Raw genomic sequence first — 21,085 nt, 5'->3', positions numbered from 1 at the left:
TTATGCTATTCTCAAGCAAGCTTGTTCGTGCAGCACAAGCGCATCAGGCATCTATACTGATTGGCAAGGGTAGCTTACTCCGTTGCCAGCCGCACTACCGTCGCCAGCACGGCATCTACGGCGAGGGCCAACCGGCGCAAATCCAGTCGGTCGAGCGTATCGGCGGCTTCGTGGTACTGCTTGTTGCGGTAAAAGGCCGTGTCCGTCAGTAGCACGGCGGGGTAGTCGAAATGCCAATAGTTGAGGTGGTCGGAGAAGTCGATGCCCGGCAGCCAGGCGGGGGCTTTGAACCGCTTGACGGGTAGGGCGGCGGTTTTCTTGTACAGGCGGGCAAACCGCCGGCCAAAGCGGCCGTTACCAAATTTCTGCGCCACTGTTACGTAGTTGCCGCGGCTGCCATAGAGCCAGCGCAAAGGCTTGAAAGGGTAGTCCTGCGAGTTTTTGCGGTCGTCGTAATAGCCCAGCATTTCTAGCGCTATCATACCACGCACTGGCACACCGGCCTCGTGCAGGCTGCGAGCATGCACATAGCTACCCATTTGCGGCGTCCGAAAAAACGGCGGTTCTTCTAATGTATAGGCCACCAGATCGACCCGGCACGTGAGTGGCTGGTGGCCAAGCAAGCGGGCCAGCTCCAATAGCGCAGCCACACCTGTCCCGTTGTCGTCGGCACCGGGCTGCTCGCCGCACACATCGTAGTGGGCACCAATAACGAGTCGTGGCCCATCAACTGGCCCAAAGCTGCTCAGAATATTCTGGTACATGCGGCCTTGTACCTGGTAGGACTGTTCTGTAGGGTGTGCCCCAGCGGCGGCCAGTTCCGCTTTGATATAATCGGCGGCTTGGTTCAGGCTGGCTTCGTGAAGGTAGTTGCGGGGTTGCGGCGTGGTAGTCAGGGCTACGAGGTGGCGGCGCAACTGCGCTGTATCGGCAGCGGGTAGCTGTGCTGCCATACCGTTTGTGCAGAACAGTGTACTAACTAACAATGCGCCAACGAATAGCAAGCGAATAGGGCAGTGAAACATATCCGACAAGCTAAGGAGCCGTTGTGGTTTCTACAACTCTACGCTCAGCCCTACCCTACTTACACTGCATGTGAAACCCTAGGGGAAAACGTGAAGCTGAATACACGAGCAAGGCGCGCGCTACAACAACCGGCGCAGTGGTAGCCTTGCCTGCAACCTCCGGCACACTCCAGGGTCTGCTTCAGCACCACCAGCAGAATATTTCGTCGGCCTCTTTTGCCAGTTAGTAGATATTCCTGGGCGAACCGCAGAGTTCCAGCAGAGTACAGGCCAAAAGCTTAAACCCGCCCCCTCTACCTTCGTCCAATAAGCCGCTACCTACTCTATATGCAACGACTTTTTCTCTTCGTTATCTTATTGCTGCTCAGCGGCTCCACCTTGGCCCAGACCACCTTGCCAGTAACCGGCCGAGTGGAAGATGCCGCCGACAAATCGCCGCTGATTGGGGCCAACGTGGTGCTGATTCAGGTGCCCGACTCGGTGCGGCGCGGCGCGGCCGTAGATACGGAAGGCAACTTCAGCATAGCCGATGTGCCTGCCGGGCGCTACATTTTGGCCGTGTCGTTTCTGGGCTATCAGACCATCCGGCGGCAGGTGCAGCTTACGCAAACAAACCGGACGCTGGGCACGCTACCCTTACAGGCCGGCGGCATTACACTGAAAGGGGTGGAAGTGGTAGGCAAAACACCCGCCGCCGTGCAAAAAGGCGACACGGCCCAGTACAATGCCAACGCCTTCAAGACCAACCCCGACGCCGACGCCCGCGACCTAGTGACCAAAATGCCCGGCATTACGGTGCAAGATGGCAAGGTGAACGCGCAGGGCGAGCAGGTGCAGAAGATTTTGGTGGACGGCAAGGAGTTTTTCGGTACCGACCCCGACGCGGCCATGAAAAATATTCCGGCTGAGATTATTGATAAGATTGAAGTGTTTGACCGCCAGAGTGAGCAGTCGCAGTTTTCGGGCTTCAACGACGGCAACACGCAGAAAACCATCAATATCGTAACCAAGCCGCAGTACCGAAAGGGGCAGTTTGGACGCCTAGTGCTGGGGGCCGGACCGGAGCGCTACCAGGCCAGCGTGAGCGTGAACAGCTTCAATGGCGACCAGCGCATTTCGCTGGTGGCGCAGTCCAACAACATCAACATGCAAAACTTTGCCTCGGCCGATCTGGTAGGAGCCGGCGGTGGCGGCCGCGGCGGCCGCGGTGGTGGCGGGGGAAATTTTCTGGTGCCGCAAGGCGGGGGCATCTCCACGACTAATGCGGTGGGCCTCAACTACTCCGACCAATGGGGTAAGAAAACGCAGGTGACGGGCAGCTACTTTTTCAACCAGACCAACAACCGCATTACTAGCAGCACCGACCGCCAGTACGCTACCCAAAACCAACGCTACCTCGAAAACTCTTTCGTCAACAGCCGCAACATCAACCACCGCGCAAACTTGCGCCTGGAGCACAAGATCGACTCGGCCAATTCTATTCTGTTTATTCCGCGCCTGTCGTTTCAGCAGAACACCGGCAATAGTACGCTGGACGGCCAGACCCTGGTAGGCGACGTGCCGCGGGGCGTGGTATCGACGGATTATCGTTCGCGCCTCACCGGCATCAACTCATCCAACCAACTGCTGTATCGCCACCGCTTTACCAAAGCCGGTCGCACGATTTCGCTGGACCTCAACGCCAACTATAACAGCAAGGACGGCAACAGCAACCTCTACTCCCTCTCAGATACGACGGTGCTGGACCAGTATGCTACCCTCAACCAGCAAGGCTGGGAGCTAAACTCGGGCGTATCATACACAGAGCCGCTGAGCAAAAAGGACCTGTTGCAGTTCAACTACAACGTGGCCTACACACCCAACGACTCGGACAAGAAAACCTACGATTTATCGGAGACCGACAATGCTTACTCCGACATCAATGCAGGCCTGAGCAACGTTTTCACCAATACCTACCTCACGCAGGGGGTAGGCGCCAGCTACCGCCACCAGACTGAAACGCTGCAAGCCTCGGCGGGCGTAACGGCCCAGAAGGCCGACCTCGACAGCGACCAGAAGTTTCCGGCCGGGACGGGCATCAACCGCACGTTCTATAATATTCTGCCTAACGCGCAGGTGCGGTATCGCTTCTCGCGGGAGAAAAACCTACGCCTGAACTACAACGGCCGCACGTCGGCGCCTGGCATTGGGCAGCTACAGGAGGTAGTAAATAACGCCAATCCGCTCCAGCTGACCACCGGTAACCCCAACCTGCGCCAACAATACCAGCACGTATTGGCGCTACGCTACTCAGCCTCGAAGCCCGAAAAATCGACCTCCTTTTTTGCTGGCATATTTGGCACCATTACCGACGATTACATCACCAACAGCACCTTCGTAACGCCCCGCGACACGGTATTGACCATCAACGGCGGCGAGGTGGCCCTACCCTTGGGCGGGCAGCTCACGCGCCCTGTGAACCTGGGTCAGCAATTTTCGGTGCGGGCGTTCAGCAATTATGGTTTGCCGCTGAACTTCATCAAAACCAACCTGAACCTCAACGGCTCGGTGGGCTACTCGCGCACGCCGGGCATCAACAACGGGGTGTTGAACTATTCGAAGTCGCCGAACGTGGGACTGGGCATCACGCTGAGCAGCAATATCAGCACCACGCTCGATTTCACGGTTTCGACGGATGGCCGGCTGACGTATGCGCGCAACACCACCAACGTGCGCCTCAACACCAACTATTATGTGCAAAATAGCTCGGTGCGCCTGAGCTGGACGTTTGGGCCGGGCATCAACCTGCAAACCAATGTGACGCATCAGTACAACCAGGGGTTGTCGGCGGCCAGCCAGCAGTATTTGCTCTGGAATGCCAGCATCGGCAAGCGCATCCTACCCGGCCAGCGCGGCGAGATTAAGCTGTATGCCTTTGATATTCTGAAGCAAAACCAGAGCATTCAAAACAACATCACGGTGGCCTACAACGAGCGGGTGGTAACCAACAACCTGCAACAGTATTTCATGCTGATGTTTACCTACAACCTGCGCCGCGGCAACGTGAACATGCCTACTGAGGGCGGCCGCGAGGGTAGAGGTGATTTCCGCGGAGGTGGTCGTCCGTCGGGTGGCGGTAGTCGTCCTGCTGGTGGTCGGCCGCCCGGCGGTGGAGGCAGGCCATCGAACTAATAGCTGCGTGAAAAACGGTGGTCTGTATGACCACCGTTTTTTTTCGGGCCTGCTTGCTTCGATACAGGCACTACCATTGTCTGCATCCAACCCGGATTTTTTCGCCTATTTTGGGGTTGGATGGGCCGCCACCAGTCCGGCGCGCCCCTGTAGTAGCCCATGAAACGACTTTTTGCTTTGTTGCTGTGCCTGTTGCCCTTGCTGGTGGCGGCACAGTCGGGTAGCCCTTCGGTGCCCGCTACCCTACCCTTCGCCAACCTTACCCTGCGCCTCAGCAACGGCGGCCAGCGCGCCGTGCAGCAGAAAGTAGATGCGTTGCGCAGCCACCCCGCCTCGTTTCAAGCCCGCGTGCTGCTGGCCGATGCGTATTTTCCCATCATCGACCGGGTATTTCAGGAGGAAGGCGTGCCGCTGGATTTTCGCTACCTGGCGTTGCAGGAAAGCGGCTTGCAGGGCGATGCCCAGAGCATCCACGACGCGGTGGGCTACTGGCAGTTCAAGCGCGAAGCAGCCACGGACTTCGGCCTGTTGATGAACGACCAGGTAGACGAGCGCAAGCACATTGTCACGGCCTCGCACGCGGCAGCCAAGTACTTCAAACGCAGCCACAACGCTTTCCATAACTGGCTGGATGTGTTGCTGAGCTACAACCTAGGCATTGGAGGCACCAAGCCCTACACCCTACCCACCGACGCCGCGGCCACCGAGATGGAGGTGACGGAACGCTCGCACCCCTACATCATCACGTTTCTGGCGCATAAGATAGCCTTTGAGCAGGCCGTGGGGCTGAATGGCAACCCCGCGCTGGCGTTACAGGAGTTTCCGGCTGTTGCGGGTCAGCCGCTGGCTGCTATGGCCGCCAGCTTTCAGACTACGCCCGAGGAACTAGCCAAGCACAACCGCTGGCTGCTAGCCTCGGCCGTGCCGTCGGACAAAGTGTATACCGTGCTGGTGCCCATCACCGACCCTACCCAGCTGGCTACCCTGGCCGCCCAGCAGCCGATGGCCTCCACGGCCCCTCTTTCGGCCCAGCCTACCCCCGACCCGCGCCACCCTGGCTTTGTGCTCATCAACGGCCTGCGGGCTCTCATTGCCCTACCCAGCGAAACCAAGGAGACCCTGGCTCAGCGTGCCGATATGAAGCTGCGCCGCTTCATGCGTTATAATGACCTCTATGCATTTGATAACGTGGTGGCTGGCCAGCCCTACTTCGTGCAGAAAAAGCGCGATAAAGCGGCCGTGGAGTACCACGTAGCGCAGCCCAACGAGAGCATCACCACCATTTCGCAGCAATACGGCATACGGGTGCGTTCTATTCTGAGCAAAAACCGCATGGCCCGCAACGAGGAGTTGCGCCCTGGCCGTGTGCTGTGGCTCCAGCACACCCGCCCCCGCGACGTGCCCGTGGAGTACAAAACGGTACAGAACGAAGCGGCGCTGGCAGCTTTTGCCCGCCCAACGCGCGCTACCCTGGCCGCACCTGGTCCAGCCCCCGTGCCGTCTACCAAAACGTTCCCACCTTCTACCCAGCCCGCCGCTCCGGCCCCAGCACCAGCACCCGTAGTTGCGTCTGCTCCCGCCGACACGGCTGCTATGCTGAACGACGAAGTTGCTACCACTGGCGTAGCAGATACCGCGGCCATGCCCGCCGCAGCCAGCCCAGCCCCAGCAACTCCGGCAGCCCCGCGTAACGTATACCGGCCGGCTCCTACCCGCCCTGCCACTCCAGCGCCGGCAGCCAGCAACTCCCCTACCCCTGCTACGGCAACAGCTACTGAGGAGGCTCCCGCTGCGCCGGGCGCTGCCCCCTACCCCGTGATGGCAGCGCCCGTCACGCCCGCTGCCATTCCGCCGAACGGCCTACACACGGTACGCACCAAGGAAACGCTCTACGGTATTGCCCGCCTCTACCACATCAGCCCCCGCGACCTGGAAGCCTGGAACGGCCTACCCCTGAACCCATCTCTAAAAATCGGCCAGCAGCTTCGCGTGACGCCTCCGGAAGAAGCTGCTTCGCTTCAGCCTACGACCACGCCCGCAACAAAGCCGCAGGCTACACCTATTGTCCCTCCTACCCCCGCCAAAGCCCAGCCCGCCGCCCCTACCACAGTGCAGCACACGGTGCAGGCCGGCGAGTCGATGTATGGCATCTCGCGCAAGTACGGTGTCACCATCAAGCAAATTATGGAGTGGAACAACAAGCCTGATTTCAACGTGCGCCCCGGTGAGGTGCTGACCGTCACGCCAGCGAAGTAATTTGTCGGGTGGCAGCAAAAAAGCCGCTGTCATCCTGGGCACAGCGAAGGACCTTCTTACATCTGAACGACAGTCGTAACAACGACTTGTTTCTATGTGAGAAGGTCCTTCGCTGCGCTCAGGATGACAGCGGCTTTTTTGCTACTAGCTAACGAACAACTCAACTCCTACTCAGTAGCTATAGCTATGCCAACACTGGCTCCGGCACGCGGGCAATGCGCTGTGTCCTTGCTTTAAGCAGATCAATAATTTCTACATCTGACGCGTAGCGGCCATCCAGGTTCACAAAGTTGCGGGCCAGCAAGTCGTAGCGGCGCGTCATGAGGTAGGCGAAGATGTGCAGGAAGTGAATGCCATCGAACACCACCGACTCCTGGCGGGCGTACTCAGCCACGTTTTTGCGGAAGTGGTTGGGGTGCTCGGTCCAGTGTAGGGCGGGCTTGAGGTGGTGGCTGATGTGGTAGCCATCGTTCCAACACTTATGATTGTACTTGGTATTAATGCACGTTACACTATTGGTGTAGCAGTTGGCGGGGTCGTTGCCGTCGATAAACGCATGCTGGCTCCAGTTGCCCAGCATCATCACGATGCGCGCAACAATCAACGGCAGAATCAGCACAACAAACGTAGCTGGCAGGTTCAAGAAGGCCAGCACCACGCAGGCCAGAATGAAGGCCAGCTCCCCCTTGAAAGCACGCCATTTAAACTTGGTTTTGCCAGTGCGCGACAGATAACCAAACAGCTTCGGGAAGCCCAGGAGTAAGAAGTCGGCGAGGTAGTGCCCAAAGCTCAGCCACGAGTCGCGCTGGTAATACATGGTAGAACTTTCGTCGTCGGGCAGGTTGTTTTCGGGGTGGTGCATGCCCATGTGGTGGGTGTAATACGTTTCGGGCGTTTGTCCAAACAGTGGCCCAATCACCCACGGTATGTACTGATTCATCCACCCATACTTCTTCTTGAACAAGATTCGGTGGCTGGTACAATGCAGCATCAGCCCAAACGGACCTTTAAAGTAGAAAGTGGATAGCCCTAGATATACAACCAGCACCGACCACCATGCCCACCCCGGCAACGGCAGGAATAAGGCCACGGCCATAGGCAGCAGCGTCGCCGAGATTTCCAGTAAGAGGTAGAGAAACGGCAGGTCACGCTTGTCCTGGCAGAAGCGCAGCAGGAACGTATCGAGACGGGTAGGCGCAACGGGCTCGGTATACACCGGGTCGGTGAGGGTGGTAAGGACTTTCATGAGGGTAGGGTTGCTGCCTGCAGAAAGACGCAACCGTTAGGAGACGGAGAGAAGAATGCGCTGCATATCGAGAAAAATCCGGCAGGACCCGAAAAACAAAACATTATGTATGCTAAGGTAAACGCTTTTAAACTCAACGGGTTCAGCTTGCTCTTTTCGAACCGTGGAATAGAGTGATGGTATCGGCGTCATTCACCCCAGCTTTCCGTGAATTTCACGGTTTAGTTTACCAACGACTTCCGGCAATAGTACAGTAGCATGTAATACGCCTGCATGTGGTGTCTTATACAAAACCTCTTACCGCACAACCTTTCCTGTCCGCTGATTCGTGGGTAACTTTACTATCCGCTTCGCGCCCTAACGGCGCGACGCCCGTTGCTCATGCCCGTATTCTCGCACTTACACTGCCACACCCAATATTCCCTTCTCGACGGCCAAGCCAGCATCTCGGCCCTGATGAAAAAGGCCCAGGCCGACGGCATGCCCGCCGTAGCCCTCACCGACCACGGCAACATGTTTGGGGCGTTTAACTTCGTGGCCGAGGCGAATAAATACAACGTGAAGCCCATTGTGGGCTGCGAGTTTTACCTGGTAGAAGACCGCCACAAAAAGGCGTTCAGCCGCGAAAAAGGCGAGCGGGATATTCGCCGCCACCAACTGCTGCTAGCTAAGGACCAAGCCGGCTACCACAACCTGGCCAAGCTGTGCTCCATGAGCTACATCGAAGGTGTGTACTCCAAGTTCCCGCGCATCGATAAGGAGTTGCTGCTGCAATACCACGAGGGCCTGATTGCTACTTCTTGCTGCATTGGCGCGGAGTTGCCACAGGCTATTCTCTGGAAATCGGAGGTAGAAGCGGAAGAGATGCTGAAGTGGTGGCTGGATGTATTCGGCGATGACTATTACATCGAAATCCAGCGCCACGGCCTGATGAACATCGACAACACCGGCAAAAGCCAGGAAGATGTGAACCAGGTGCTGCTGCGGCTCGCGCACAAATACAATGTCAAGGTCATCTGTACCAACGATTCGCACTACGTGGAGCAGAACGACTTTGCGCCCCACGACCTCCTACTCTGCGTGAACACCGGCGAGGAACACAGCATTCCGGTCGGCGACTTCGAGACGAACTACTTCCGCTTGATTTCGGGCGACAACAAGGTGATTTACGACCACCTCGACACCATCCGCCCCATGGCGGCCAGTGACGATTCGGTGCGCCGGCAGCTCATGCGCATTGATGAGGAGCGACAGATGCCGCGCCCACGTGCCCGTTTCGGCTTCCCCAACGACCAGTTCTACTTCAAGAGCCAGGAGGAGATGAACCGGCTGTTTGCCGACGTGCCGGAAAGCGTAGACAACACCAACGAAATCGTGGACAAAATCACGCCGCCCAAGTTGCAGCGCGATATTCTCCTCCCCAACTTCCCCCTACCCCCCGAGCACCCTACGGCCGACGCGTTCCTGCGTCACCTCACCTACAAAGGTGCGTTTGAGGGCAACCGCCCCCGCTACTCGGAACGCACGCCCGAAATCGAGGAGCGCCTGGATTACGAGCTACGCATCATCGAAACGATGGGCTTTGCGGGCTACTTCTTGATTACCCAGGACTTTATCAACCACGGCCGGAGCATTGGCGTGGCGGTAGGTCCGGGCCGGGGCTCGGCGGCGGGCTCGGCGGTGGCCTACTGCATCGGCATCACCAACATCGATCCGATTAAGTACTCCCTGCTGTTCGAGCGTTTCCTGAACCCGGAGCGCGTGTCGATGCCCGATATTGATATTGACTTCGACGACGTGAACCGTCAGAAGGTCATCGACTACGTGGTAAACAAGTACGGCAAAACGCAGGTGGCGCAGATCATCACCTTTGGTACCATGGCCGCCAAGTCGTCTATCAAAGACGTAGCGCGGGCCATGGAGCTGCCCCTACCCCAGACCAACGACCTGACCAAGATGGTGCCCGAGCAGGTAGGCACTACCCTGGCCAAGGCCTTTGCCGAGGTGCAGGAGCTGGACATGATCCGCCGCGACGAAGCGCCGGACAACCTCAAAGGCCAGATTCTGCGCCTAGCCGAGCGCCTCGAAGGCTCGGTGCGCAACACCGGCATTCACGCCGCCGGCGTCATCATCGCCCCCGACGACATCACGAAGTACATTCCAGTATCGACTTCGAAGGACTCGGACCTGCTCGTGACGCAGTTCGACGGCAAGGTGATTGAGAGTGCCGGTATGCTGAAGATGGACTTTCTGGGCCTCAAAACCCTGACCATCATCGAGGATGCCATGCGCCTGATTGAGCAGAACCACGGCGTCAAAATCGACATCGACGACATTCCGATCGACGACCTGAAAACCTACGAGCTGTACCAGCGCGGCGACACCATCGGCACGTTCCAGTTTGAATCGGAAGGCATGCGCATGTACCTCAAAGACTTGCGCCCGACCAACATCGAGGACTTGATTGCGATGAACGCCCTGTACCGGCCCGGTCCCATGCAGTTCATCCCGAACTTCATCAACCGCAAGCACGGCAAGGAGCCGGTGGAGTACCCGCACGAGCTGTTGGAACCCATCCTGAACTACTCCCAGGGCATTATGGTGTACCAGGAGCAGATTATGCAGACGGCCCAGATTCTGGCCGGCTACTCGCTCGGCGGCGCCGACTTGCTGCGCCGTGCCATGGGTAAGAAGGACATGAAGAAGATGGCCATGGAGCGCGAGAAGTTCTGTGAGGGCGCCAAAAAGCTGCACGGCATTGTGGCGAAAAAAGCCAACGAGGTGTTCGACGTGATGGAGAAGTTTGCGGCCTACGGCTTTAACCGCTCCCACTCCGCTGCCTACTCGGTGGTGGCCTACCAGACCGGTTACCTCAAGGCCCACTACCCTGCCGAGTACATGGCTGCGGTGCTCACCAACAACATGGGCGACATCAAGAAGGTGACGTTCTTCATTGAGGAAGCCCGCAAGCAGGGCGTAGCCGTACTCGGCCCCGACGTGAACGAATCCATCATGAAGTTCAACGTGAACGAGAAGGGCCAGATTCGTTTCGGGATGGCTGCGGTGAAGGGCGCGGGCGAAGCCGCCGTGGAGGAAATCGTGCAAGAGCGCAAGCGCAAGGGCAAATACACCGATATTTTCGATTTCGCGAAGCGTGTGAACCTACGCGCCGTGAACAAAAAAACCTTTGAAAGCCTGGCTCTGTCGGGCGCGTTCGATTCGTTTGAACGCTACCACCGCCGCCAGTTCGTGGAGGCGCCCTCGGGTGACCAAAACCTCATCGACAAGGCCGTGAAGCTGGGCCAGCAGCACCAAGCCGATCAGGACTCAGCCCAACAGAGCCTGTTTGGCGGTGGCGCGTTTGGCGCGGTAGCCATGCCCCTACCCAAGGTAGCCGACATGGAGAAGTGGCCCGCCACCGAGCAGCTCCGCCGCGAGAAGGATGTAGTGGGTTTCTACCTCTCGGGCCACCCGCTCGATAACTACAAGATGGAAATCGACTCGTATTGCACCACCTCCCTCGACAAAATCGAGAACCACAAGAACAAGGACATCAACGTGGCGGGGCTGATTACGAACGTGGCCTACCGCACCACCCGCAATGGGCAGCCCTTCGCGGCCTTCACGCTGGAAGACTACGATTCGTCGCTGCAATTGGCGTTGTTTCGGGACGAGTACACGCGCTTTACGCACGTGATTAACCCGCGCAACTACCCCAACGAGCAGGTGCCGCCCATGTATATTCGGGCTAAAGTATCGTTGCGCTACGGCTCGGAGGACCAGTGGGAACTGAAGATACTGAACATGGAACCGCTGAGCGAGGTAGCCGAAAAGCTCAGCAAAGGTGTGCGCGTGCGCCTGGACCTGCGCACCGTCTCCGGCCCCATGATCGACAAGCTGGAAGCGGCCATTGAAGCCGCGCCCGGTCGCAAGCGTCTGGAAATTCAGTTTGCTGAGCCCCACGAGCACCTGGCAGTAGACATGTTCTCGCGGCGCTTTCAAATCGAGCCCAAAGCCTTTATCACCAAAATGCGGGAAATGGAATTGGAAGTTTGTCAGCTGATCTGATTCTTCTGCCTCCGTACTTTTTAGTGGCAGCCCAACGCATCTGGTAACCTCAGGTGGGTTGGGCTGTTACGTTGTATTCCCTCCATTCTTTGTTGTTATGAGATTTACTACGCGTAGGCGTGCGCTGGTCCTCCGGAAGCAGGTGAACGACTCGTTGCGTTTCAACCCATTCGTTTTCAGCCGTCTTTTCTTTCTGTGGGTGCTTATTGGTGTGGCCGGCGGCATTTTGGCAGGTGGCTATTGGATTGTGCTTGAGCACTTACTAGAGTTGCTTTCCGGCGTGCAGGGCTTACTGGTTATCCCGCTCATGATGGGCGCGGGACTTCTGGCGGGCCTCATCATCCACAAGCTGGGTGACCCCGGCGAAATGGATCTGATTGTCAACAACATTCGCTTCAAAGGCGGCCAGCTCGATCCGCACAACAACCCTTCTATGATATTCTCCTCGTTGCTTTGTATTGCCAGTGGCGGCAGTGCGGGCCCCGAGGCGCCATTGGTGCAAGTGGTAGGCTCTACCGGCACATGGCTGGCGCAGAAATTTCGCCTGCGGGGCGAAGACCTCCGCTCGCTTACCATTGCGGGCATGGCTGCTGCCTTCACCGCCTTGTTTGGTGCGCCGCTGGGTGGGAGCCTGTTTGCGCTCGAAATCCTGCACCACCGGCACGTGGTAGAATACTACCAAGCCCTGATTCCGGCCTTTGTAGCTAGTTGCTCCAGCTACGTCATTTTCGTGCTGATTACGCACACGGGCTTGGGTCCTACCTGGGTGTTCCCGCTCTACACGCCTTCCAGCATCAACGACTTCTTTTTCGCCATCCTCTACGCGCTGGCCGGTACGGCGGCTGGTTGGCTGTTTATCTTCACGGTTCGGCAATGTCGGAGAGGTTTCCGTAGGGTGCGCCTACCCATCTACTGGCAGTTGGCTGTGGGTGGCTTGCTGATCGGTATTATTGCCTACTTCGTGCCCCTATCGCGCTACTTTGGGCACGATCAGCTGACAGAACTTCTCCACACGTCGTTCTCGCTACACTTCTTAGTGGCCTTACTCGTAGCAAAAGTGTTAGCCATTGCTTTCACGGTTACGTCGGGTTGGCGCGGGGGCTTTATCATTCCCTTGTTCTTCGTAGGCGCGGTGGTAGGGCTGCTGATCAACTCACTATTTCCCGATCAGAACCTGCCCCTAATTCTGATTAGCTGCATGGCGGCCATTAACGCCTGTGTTACGCGCACACCCATTAGCACCACTATTTTGCTGGCTACCCTCACGGGCTTTCACAGCATCGTTCCGATTATGTTTGCTAGCCTAACCGGCTTTTTCCTAACCCCTAAAACACCGCTTATCAACGCGCAGTTAGGCATAGAAGAGCACGAGGAGTAGTGTGATAGGGCATCTTACTTGTGCTAAGGCGGTGCAGAAAGTCGTCAAGCTGTTAGCTCAGCCTGACGACTTTCTGCACCGCTTCGCCTACAAAACAGCCTCTTATTCTTTTCAAAAAATATTATTTTCAATTTTTATTGAAAATTCAAAATAAACATACACCTTTGGACCATGCAACTCGATGAAGCAAAAGGCAGGTTTATTGAAGGTTGGGGCACACTAGGCTCAGCCTGGGGTGTGAGTCGCACGATGGCGCAAGTACACGCCTTATTGCTTGTAGCCCCCGAGGCACTATCGGCTGATGATATTATGGAGCAGTTGCAGATTTCGCGGGGCAACGTGAATCTGAATGTGCGTGCGCTTATGGATTGGGGAATCGTGCGCAAAGAATTACGGCCTGGCGAACGGCGAGAGTTTTTCTCGGCCGAAAAAGATATTCATAAAGTAGCTACGCTGATTCTGAAAGAGCGGCGCAAGCGGGAACTGGAACCACTAATGCGAGTGCTGGGCGAAATCAGCCACGTGGATTCTTCCGCCGATTCTTCCCAAGAAGAACTCAACGCTTTCACAACGATGGTAGATAGCATTGAGAAGTTTGCAGGCTTTGCCGATCGGGCGGCTTCTACCCTCATCAAAGCCGATGAAAATTGGTTCCTAAGCAACTTTATGAAGCTTATGAGGCCGTAATACATGGCCTTTTTTTGCCTCTTATATTTCAATATTTATTGAAAATTCTATAATAAGAAATCAACTTTTTAACCGTTCAGTATGCAAGCTTCCACAATTGTCATTGCTGGTGGGAATGGTTTTCTCGGCCATTGCCTCCGGGAGTATTTCACGGCTCTAAACTACCGGATAGTTATCCTCAGTCGCTCCCCTAGCCGCGACCCAAACATTGTTACATGGGACGGCCGAACGCTTGGCGCGTGGGTGCAAGAATTGGAAGGAGCCGCTGCGTTAATAAACTTAGCTGGCCGGTCAGTTGATTGCCGATATACAGACGCCAACAAACGCACCATCTTGGCAAGCCGCTTGGAGAGCACCCGCATACTGGGCGAAGCAGTAGCCCAGTGCCAGCGCCCACCAGCCGTCTGGCTCAATTCTTCCACTGCTACCATCTACCAGCACACCCCCGGCGAGCAAACGGTAAACACGGAAGCGGCAGGCCAGATAGGCAGTAGTTTTTCGGAAGAGGTAGCCAAGGCCTGGGAAGAAGCGTTTTGGGCAGCCCCTACCCCAGCCACAAGGCGCGTGGCGCTGCGCACTGCCATTGTGCTGGGCCGCCAAGGAGGTGCGCTACCGGTGCTGGCACGGCTAGCGCGGTGGGGGCTTTGCTCGCCGCAGGGTAGTGGCCAGCAGTGGATTAGCTGGCTGCACAGCGAGGACTTTTGCCGGGCCGTCGAATTTTTCCTGCGTGCACCCGAAGCCACTGGCGTTTATAATCTATGCGCGCCGCATCCAGTGCGTAACCGCCCTTTCAACCAGTTGCTCTACCAGCATTTTCGGCCGATCGTGCGCCTTCCGCAGCCCGCGTGGCTACTAGAACTCGGCGCTTTCTTCCTGCGCACTGAAACCGAGCTTATCCTGAAAAGCCGCAAAGTGTACCCCCAACGCTTACTGGCCGCTGGCTTCACTTTTCGCTTCCCTACCTGCGAAGCGACCTTGGCTGATTTACTTTCCTGAGTTGCGCGCCTCACACAGACAACTCTTCTTTTTTCCAACCCGAGACGATACACTCGCCTCATGTTCTTCTTTGCTGTATGAACTACTATCTGCTGTTGTACGCTTTTTATTTGCCCGCCACCATTGCGCTTACGCTTTGGGTAGCCCAAACCCTGTTCCGGCACGGCCGCACGTTCTTGGTCGACATATTTGATGGCAACCAAGAACTGGCCGACTCTGTCAACAAGCTGCTCCTGATGGGGTTCTACCTCATCAATATTGGGTATGCTACCGTTACGCTTCGCACCACTGACCCTATTGCCAGCTACCAACAAACTGTGGAGGCGCTCAGCTTAAAGCTCGGCACTATCATTCTGATTTTAGGCGCAATGCACTTTTTCAATCTATACGTCTTCTATAAAATGCGGCACCGTACGCAAACCCCAGTTGCGTAGGCCTATCCCTCATAGCTACTTGTACGGGCAGGTAATGAGGCAGCTTACCAATACAAAGTAGTGCAACTGAACTTTCCGTCTACTCGCATGTTACACACACAATCTGCTACCTTGCAGGCCCAAGGCTCGTAAGAAGCATTTTACCTTGTACCATCAACCCCCTACTGTCATGGGACACAAAGCAATCGAGATTACCGATTCTAACTTCGACGAAATCATCAACTCCGATAAGCCGGTACTGGTCGACTTTTGGGCTGAGTGGTGCGGCCCTTGCCGCATGGTAGGCCCCGTAGTAGAAGAGCTGGCCGGCGAATATGAAGGCAAAGTAGTGGTAGGCAAAGTCGACGTAGACTCCAACCCTCAGACCTCCGCCAAATTCGGCATCCGCAGCATTCCTACTCTGCTCGTTTTCAAGAACGGTCAGATCGTAGATAAGCAAGTGGGCGCTGTGCCAAAGCACGTATTGGCTCAGAAGCTGGACGCGCAGGTAACTGTCGCCTAAGGCACCTTATTTTTGTTAGAGCAAAAGCCCCGTTCCTACACAGGAACAGGGCTTTTTGTATGTCTACAGCCGAGCCTAATGGCGGTTGTAGCTATAGTCGCGACGCTTGTCATACCGGTCGTTGTAGCGACGAGCGTCTTCGCGGCGGGCACGCTCGGCAGCTAAGCGGCGCTCTTGTTCACGGCGCGTGCGTTCCATAACCAGTTTGCGCTGGCGCTCTTGTTCTTGCTTGCGCTGGGCCAACTCGTAGCGCCTACGCGCTTCGGCTTCTTTGCGACGGGCTATTTCCGTACGACGGTCGTCGTGGTGGTTGGCTGTGGAAGCGGCTGCGAAGGAGTTGCTGGCCGCAAACAGGCTCAGGGCGAAGACAAACGAAAGCAGGGAAGTTTTCATGGGACAAAGTAGAGTAAAGAGTGAAACGTATGTCGGAAAGCTTTTACAATCAGGGATTTCCAGATATCAGCAGCGTTGCAACCATTGCTGTCTATGCTAAGACAAGCCTTGTGCCAGCGGCCTCAAACCCATTTCACCCTTGTTTTCTCAATTATCTCACCCACAATTGTTTAGCTTAAAACAGCCTTATTTCACGTCGATGGATTGGCATAATTCATGGATAGAATTGTATAAGCGAATAGTAAAGCCTACAGTTTATAGAGAGCTGACAAAGCTTAGCATGTGTAGATAGACCACGCTTAGCTTAAGCTGATTACCAATGGCATACTATTCGTAACTCATCTACACAGCTAGTGCACACGCAAAAAGCCCTAATGTGCCGGAAGTACGTTAGGGCTTTTTGTGTATGCGTTTAATTATTACAATAGCTGGATAGGGCGGTTCAACGACTCTTCTAGTGAAATTAGTGTTTCCGTCCGCTCGATACCTTCAATCAGTTGAATCTGGTCGTGTAGCACCTCGCGCAGGTGCTGCGTATCACGGCACACGAGGCGGGCAAAGATGCCATAGTTGCCAGTCGTGTAGTTCATACTCACAATTTCCGGAATCTTTTTCATCTCTTCCGCCACGCCATTATACATCGAGCTTTTAAGCAGGTAGATACCAATAAAGGCCGTTACGCCATAGCCAAGTTTCTCGTAGTCAATGCGTAGGGTAGCACCTTGTACAATTCCTAGCTCTTCTAATCGGGCCATACGCACGTGCACTGTACCCCCGGATACGTGCACCTTGCGAGCGATTTCAGTGTAGGGCATTTTAGCGTCTGCTATCAGTAACGCCAATATTTTGCGGTCGGTGTCATCAAGTTCGTAATTGCGAGCCATTTTTTAGCGGTGGGTTTAAGCGTTTAGCAAAATATATTGCCTTTTATTAAATTTAATGTAAATTTTTAAGCAAATGCCTGATAAAATTTTATAATAACGATTCAACTACTACATTTGTCATAATCAAACGCAAGCGGCGGATGATTACATCAGACATTGTAGAATGATGAAACTGGCAGACATGCCCGCCTCTCTCGCGGGTGGTGATTCGGGATAAACTGGTCCGGCGGCCGGCTAACTACACCGTGGAGGTTCGAATCCTTCTTCTACAGCTTTTTTGGGTGGATTTTGGGAAGTGGAAGAGTACCGGGACGTATCTGGGTGGGTACGTTCTTTATTAGGAGGCTGCATCTGGGTGGGTGCAGCCTTTCTTTTTGCCCTTTTCTGAGCACATAGCCATAGCTGTCTTACGGCCCCCTACCCTCCTCTGGATAAAGAGCGGCGCAAAGTTCAGGTATTTTCGGCAGGAAAACAGGCGTTTCATTACAATTATTGTACTCATCCGAAGAGGCTGCTTGGTAATCCCGCAAAATACTACCCACTAGCAAACGCTTACTCCTTGTAAATCAGAATTTGCGCGTCGCCGTTGACTTTGATATAGCCCCGGTACATGCCTTCCGAATTGAACGGCATGGCAATGTTGCCTTGGCGGTCTACGGCAATCAGACCACCATCGCCTCCCATTTTTCCTACCTTCTCGATGGTAGCTTGCGCGGCCTGCGCCAGAGGCACTTTCTGGTACTCCATGCGGGCGGCCACATCGCGGGCCACCGTAGCCCGGATGAAGAACTCGCCCCAACCCGTACACGATACGGCGCAGGCGTTATTGTCGGCGTAGGTGCCGGCCCCGATGAGGGGCGCATCGCCAATGCGGCCGTAGCGCTTGTTGGTCATGCCGCCGGTGCTGGTGGCGGCGGCCAGGTTGCCGTATTGGTCCACGGCCACGGCACCCACGGTACCATACTTCCTACCCTCCATAAAGATCTGGTCTTCATAAGGGACAGCGCTTTGCGGCTTACCGGGTTTCAATTTGGTTTTGGCTTTCTTGACGGGCGCTGCCTCTACTTTGGTAGGAGTATTGAGTTGATCGGGCGTACCGGCGCTTTTCTCGGCGGCCAAAGCTTTTTCGAGCTGTTGGTGGCGGGCCTCGGTGTAGAAATAGCTAGGGTCAACAATAGCGAGGCCTTTCTCTTTGGCAAATTGCTCGGCACCGCGGCCAGCCAGCATCACGTGCTCCGACTGGTCCATCACAGCCCGCGCCGCCGTGATGGGGCTGCGCACCACCGTAACACCCGCCACGGCGCCAGCCTTCAGTGTGTTGCCGTCCATGATGGCCGCGTCCATTTCGTTGCGGCCTTCGTGGGTGAACACCGCCCCCTTGCCAGCATTGAACAGCGGAGAATCTTCCATCACCTGAATGGTAGCCTGCACGGCGTCCAGCGAGGTACCGCCTTTTTTCAGCACAGCGTAGCCGGTTTGCAGTGCTTGGTTCAGCATGGTGCGGTAGGCCTGCTCCTTCTCTGGCGACATGTTAGCCCGCGTGATAGTGCCCGCGCCCCCATGAATAACCAGCGTGATGCGGTTTGGATCGGGGGCGGTGGTAGATTGCGCCCGACCGGCAACGGCACCCCATAGAAGCAGGAAAATCAACAAGCAATTTTTCATAAAGCAGCGCAGAAACCGGGGTTGCAATGAGCCGAAACAACGCAAAAGAGGAAAAAGCTGACGCTGTTTCCTCTTTTACTAGACAATAGACAGATATGGTACGGCGAAGGATGCCTCTAGCGCGCCGCCACCGGCTGATTTTGCTTCTTATACTGCGCCAAGCCAGCATCCAGGAAGCGCACGAAAGCGGCTACATCGGGCTCGTAAGCAATGGGGGGCGCCAATGCATGCGCTAGGTCGGCGGGAGCCTCCGGGTCTAGCAGCACGTAGTAGGGCTGGGCATTTACGTTGAAACCGGTGAGCTGCAAATCGGCGTTTTTCTTGCCGAGCGTGGTTTTTTCCTTGCCATCGTGGGCGGAGGTGTACTGCTCGTTGGCGGGTAGCGCGGCTTTGTCGTCTACGTACAGGGCCACTACTACGTAGTCGTCGCGCAGGCGCTTGAGCACCTGCGGGTCGCTCCACACGGTGGCTTCCATCTTGCGGCAGTTCACGCAGGCGTGACCCGTGAAGTCAATAAAGATGGGCTTGTTCAGCGCGCGGGCACAGCGCTGGGCCTGGGCCAGGTCGAAGTAGCCGTGCAGGCCGTGGGGCAATTCCAAGAAGTCGGCGTAGCGGGGCTCTTCGCAGAGCGTATTGGTAGCGGGGGTAGCCGGCGCCATAGGGGTAGCAGCCGAGGCCAGCGAGAAATCATGGCTGGTTTGGGGAGGCAGGTAGCCGGCCAGCAGCGGCAGCGGCGCCCCAAACAGGCCCGGCACTAGGTACACCATAAAGCCAAAGGCCAGCACGGCCATCAGCAGCCGGCCCACGCTCAGGTGGGGTAGGTCGGAGTCGTGGGAGAGTTTGAAGCGGCCCAATAGATAGAGGCCCAGCAAGCCCGAAAGCGTAATCCAGATGGTGATGTACAGGTCGCGGGACAGCAGGTCCCAGTGGTAGGCAAGGTCGGCCATACTCAGGAATTTCAGCGCCAACATCAATTCCACAAAGCCCAGCACCACCTTCACTGTATTCAGCCAGCCGCCCGAGCGGGGTAGGCTTTTCAACCATGCTGGGAAGATAGCGAACAACGTGAACGGCAGCGCAAACGCCAACGAAAAGCCCAACATCCCAACCACCGGCGTCACCCGCTGGCCTTGCGCGGCCAGACTCAGAATGGTAGCCACAATGGGACCCGTGCACGAAAAAGATACCACTACCAGCGTGAGAGCCATGAAAAACACGCCGCCCCAGCCACCTTTATCGGCCTGCGCGTCAATCTTATTGACCATGCCGTGGGGTAGGGTAATTTCAAATAAGCCCAGAAACGAAAGGCCAAACGTGACAAAAACCGCGAAGAAAATCAGGTTGGGCAGCCAGTGCGTGCTGATGAGGTTGAGGCCATCGGCCCCCAGCAGCACCGTTACCAATAAACCAATCACCACATAAATGAAGATGATGGACAAGCCGTAAACCACGGCCTTGGTGATGCCCCGCTGCCGGCTGTCGCCCCCACTGGTAAAAAACGAAACCGTCATCGGAATCAGGGGGAAAACGCAAGGCGTAATCAACGCGCCCAAACCAAACACGAAAGCCCCAAAGGCAAACGCCCACAGCCCGCCCGCTGCCGGATCGACGGCAGGGGCCGTGGCTGCTACCGAAGCTGCCGGGGTAGGAACAGCCGTAACGGCACCCGGACTCGCGGCCAGTTCCGTAGTTACTGCGGAGCCCAGGGTAGCCGTATCAGTGGTTGGTGCCGGGGTGGCATCGGTTGCGACAATTGCCGTCGCAGATTCGGGCGTTGCGGCCGCCGTGACAGTAGGCGTAGCGGGCGTCGCTGTGGGTGAGGTAGTAGCCGATATGGGGGTAGCGGCGGGTGGCGTTACGGCTCCCGTGCTGGGGGCGGCAACCGTGCCGGTTACTGTAATCGGACCAAACAACAGGGCATCGTTGCCAGGCACGCAGCGGCCGTCCACATCGGTGCAGGTTTGGTAGTCGGCTTCAGCTTTGATGGTGAGGGTACCGGGCTGGAGAATTTTGATGCGCTGTTTGATCTGGCCAGTGCCTTCGAAATAGGTGACGTCGCCCTTAAACACGTCGTCAAACTTCTTCTTCTCCCCTACCGACTTCGGCGGACCTACCAGCGCATAGGCCGCACTTTTGGGAATAGTGAGCGTGAAAACCGTTGGCCCTAGGTCGGGGTCGAAATTGGTGGCGTACAGGTGCCAGTTGGGCTCCATACGGGCATTCACCACCAGGTCGATTTCGTCGCCCACCTTCGCAGTGGTTTTGCTGACGGCGGCCGTGAGCTTGGTAGGCGTGAGTACCTGCGCGGCAACGGGCCACAGCGGCAACAACAGGAGCACCAGCAGCGGTACTAGCTTTTTGAGAGTAGACATAAACTTTT

Annotated in this window: 14 protein-coding genes; 8 read left to right on the top strand and 6 right to left on the bottom strand. The window is 56.4% G+C overall.

The features are described 5' to 3' along the window. Nucleotides 1-74: 74 nt before the first annotated feature. A complete protein-coding gene (locus tag J4D97_RS18450; protein ID WP_243900401.1) occupies nt 75-953 on the bottom strand; it encodes a M28 family peptidase in 879 nt (292 codons plus the stop codon). Nucleotides 954-1,352: 399 nt separating this feature from the next. On the opposite strand from J4D97_RS18450, the gene J4D97_RS18445 reads away from it, so the two are divergent. Both J4D97_RS18445 and J4D97_RS18440 read left to right on the top strand, forming a co-directional pair. Beyond that, on the top strand, nt 1,353-4,196 hold the full coding sequence (locus tag J4D97_RS18445) for a TonB-dependent receptor (protein ID WP_208308857.1): 2,844 nt from the start codon (nt 1,353-1,355) through the stop codon (nt 4,194-4,196). Nucleotides 4,197-4,355: 159 nt separating this feature from the next. Further along, nucleotides 4,356-6,452 carry a LysM peptidoglycan-binding domain-containing protein gene (locus J4D97_RS18440; protein WP_208308856.1) on the top strand — a complete coding sequence of 699 codons (2,097 nt, stop codon included), beginning with the start codon at nt 4,356-4,358 and terminating at the stop codon, nt 6,450-6,452. Nucleotides 6,453-6,636: 184 nt separating this feature from the next. Here the strand turns inward: J4D97_RS18440 and J4D97_RS18435 are convergent, their stop codons facing one another. Then, a complete protein-coding gene (locus J4D97_RS18435; protein WP_208308855.1) occupies nt 6,637-7,698 on the bottom strand; it encodes a fatty acid desaturase family protein in 1,062 nt (353 codons plus the stop codon). A 381-nt stretch (nt 7,699-8,079) separates the two neighbouring features. Here J4D97_RS18435 and dnaE point away from each other — a divergent pair, with 381 nt between their 5' ends. The 6 genes from dnaE (at nt 8,080) to trxA (ending at nt 15,763) form a co-directional block, all read left to right on the top strand. Beyond that, nucleotides 8,080-11,766 carry a DNA polymerase III subunit alpha gene (gene dnaE, locus J4D97_RS18430; protein WP_208308854.1) on the top strand — a complete coding sequence of 1,229 codons (3,687 nt, stop codon included), beginning with the start codon at nt 8,080-8,082 and terminating at the stop codon, nt 11,764-11,766. A 97-nt stretch (nt 11,767-11,863) separates the two neighbouring features. Next, nucleotides 11,864-13,144, top strand: a complete 1,281-nt coding sequence (locus tag J4D97_RS18425) for a chloride channel protein (protein ID WP_208308853.1) — start codon at nt 11,864-11,866, stop codon at nt 13,142-13,144. A 171-nt stretch (nt 13,145-13,315) separates the two neighbouring features. Continuing rightward, nucleotides 13,316-13,831 carry a GbsR/MarR family transcriptional regulator gene (locus J4D97_RS18420; RefSeq protein ID WP_208308852.1) on the top strand — a complete coding sequence of 172 codons (516 nt, stop codon included), beginning with the start codon at nt 13,316-13,318 and terminating at the stop codon, nt 13,829-13,831. Nucleotides 13,832-13,912: 81 nt separating this feature from the next. Further along, nucleotides 13,913-14,827, top strand: coding sequence for a TIGR01777 family oxidoreductase (locus tag J4D97_RS18415; RefSeq protein WP_208308851.1), 915 nt, complete (start codon nt 13,913-13,915; stop codon nt 14,825-14,827). Nucleotides 14,828-14,904: 77 nt separating this feature from the next. Continuing rightward, entirely contained in the window at nt 14,905-15,261 is a 357-nt protein-coding gene (locus J4D97_RS18410) for a hypothetical protein (protein ID WP_208308850.1), read from the top strand. A gap of 169 nt (nt 15,262-15,430) precedes the next feature. Beyond that, nucleotides 15,431-15,763 (top strand): thioredoxin, encoded by a 333-nt coding sequence (trxA, locus tag J4D97_RS18405; protein WP_185281167.1) that lies wholly within the window; start codon nt 15,431-15,433, stop codon nt 15,761-15,763. 75 nt (nt 15,764-15,838) lie between these two features. Here the strand turns inward: trxA and J4D97_RS18400 are convergent, their stop codons facing one another. The 4 genes from J4D97_RS18400 to J4D97_RS18385 all read right to left on the bottom strand — a co-directional run bounded on the left by J4D97_RS18400 (nt 15,839) and on the right by J4D97_RS18385 (nt 21,077). Continuing rightward, complete coding sequence (locus tag J4D97_RS18400) at nt 15,839-16,156, bottom strand: hypothetical protein (RefSeq protein ID WP_208308849.1); 318 nt, start codon at nt 16,154-16,156, stop codon at nt 15,839-15,841. Between the two features lie 419 nt (nt 16,157-16,575). Next, entirely contained in the window at nt 16,576-17,040 is a 465-nt protein-coding gene (locus J4D97_RS18395; protein ID WP_185281168.1) for an AsnC family transcriptional regulator, read from the bottom strand. Between the two features lie 552 nt (nt 17,041-17,592). Beyond that, nucleotides 17,593-18,705: an isoaspartyl peptidase/L-asparaginase family protein gene (locus J4D97_RS18390; protein ID WP_208308848.1), complete on the bottom strand. Its 1,113-nt coding sequence runs from the start codon at nt 18,703-18,705 to the stop codon at nt 17,593-17,595. A gap of 116 nt (nt 18,706-18,821) precedes the next feature. After that, nucleotides 18,822-21,077: a protein-disulfide reductase DsbD family protein gene (locus J4D97_RS18385; RefSeq protein ID WP_208308847.1), complete on the bottom strand. Its 2,256-nt coding sequence runs from the start codon at nt 21,075-21,077 to the stop codon at nt 18,822-18,824. Between the last annotated feature and the right edge of the window lie 8 nt (nt 21,078-21,085).

Source organism: Hymenobacter defluvii (assembly GCF_017589435.1).
GTDB classification, from domain to species: Bacteria; Bacteroidota; Bacteroidia; order Cytophagales; family Hymenobacteraceae; genus Hymenobacter; species Hymenobacter profundi.
The sequence above is the reverse complement of the archived record's forward strand: the minus strand, read 5'-3'. Positions and strand labels throughout refer to the sequence as shown.

Excerpts from the sequence above, each read along its gene's own strand:
- J4D97_RS18450 (WP_243900401.1), bottom strand. The coding sequence starts at position 953 with ATGGCAGCACAGCTACCCGCTGCCGATACAGCGCAGTTGCGCCGCCAC.
- J4D97_RS18445 (WP_208308857.1), top strand. The coding sequence starts at position 1,353 with ATGCAACGACTTTTTCTCTTCGTTATCTTATTGCTGCTCAGCGGCTCC.
- J4D97_RS18440 (WP_208308856.1), top strand. The coding sequence starts at position 4,356 with ATGAAACGACTTTTTGCTTTGTTGCTGTGCCTGTTGCCCTTGCTGGTG.
- J4D97_RS18435 (WP_208308855.1), bottom strand. The coding sequence starts at position 7,698 with ATGAAAGTCCTTACCACCCTCACCGACCCGGTGTATACCGAGCCCGTT.
- dnaE (WP_208308854.1), top strand. The coding sequence starts at position 8,080 with ATGCCCGTATTCTCGCACTTACACTGCCACACCCAATATTCCCTTCTC.
- J4D97_RS18425 (WP_208308853.1), top strand. The coding sequence starts at position 11,864 with ATGAGATTTACTACGCGTAGGCGTGCGCTGGTCCTCCGGAAGCAGGTG.
- J4D97_RS18420 (WP_208308852.1), top strand. The coding sequence starts at position 13,316 with ATGCAACTCGATGAAGCAAAAGGCAGGTTTATTGAAGGTTGGGGCACA.
- J4D97_RS18415 (WP_208308851.1), top strand. The coding sequence starts at position 13,913 with ATGCAAGCTTCCACAATTGTCATTGCTGGTGGGAATGGTTTTCTCGGC.
- J4D97_RS18410 (WP_208308850.1), top strand. The coding sequence starts at position 14,905 with ATGAACTACTATCTGCTGTTGTACGCTTTTTATTTGCCCGCCACCATT.
- trxA (WP_185281167.1), top strand. The coding sequence starts at position 15,431 with ATGGGACACAAAGCAATCGAGATTACCGATTCTAACTTCGACGAAATC.
- J4D97_RS18400 (WP_208308849.1), bottom strand. The coding sequence starts at position 16,156 with ATGAAAACTTCCCTGCTTTCGTTTGTCTTCGCCCTGAGCCTGTTTGCG.
- J4D97_RS18395 (WP_185281168.1), bottom strand. The coding sequence starts at position 17,040 with ATGGCTCGCAATTACGAACTTGATGACACCGACCGCAAAATATTGGCG.
- J4D97_RS18390 (WP_208308848.1), bottom strand. The coding sequence starts at position 18,705 with ATGAAAAATTGCTTGTTGATTTTCCTGCTTCTATGGGGTGCCGTTGCC.
- J4D97_RS18385 (WP_208308847.1), bottom strand. The coding sequence starts at position 21,077 with ATGTCTACTCTCAAAAAGCTAGTACCGCTGCTGGTGCTCCTGTTGTTG.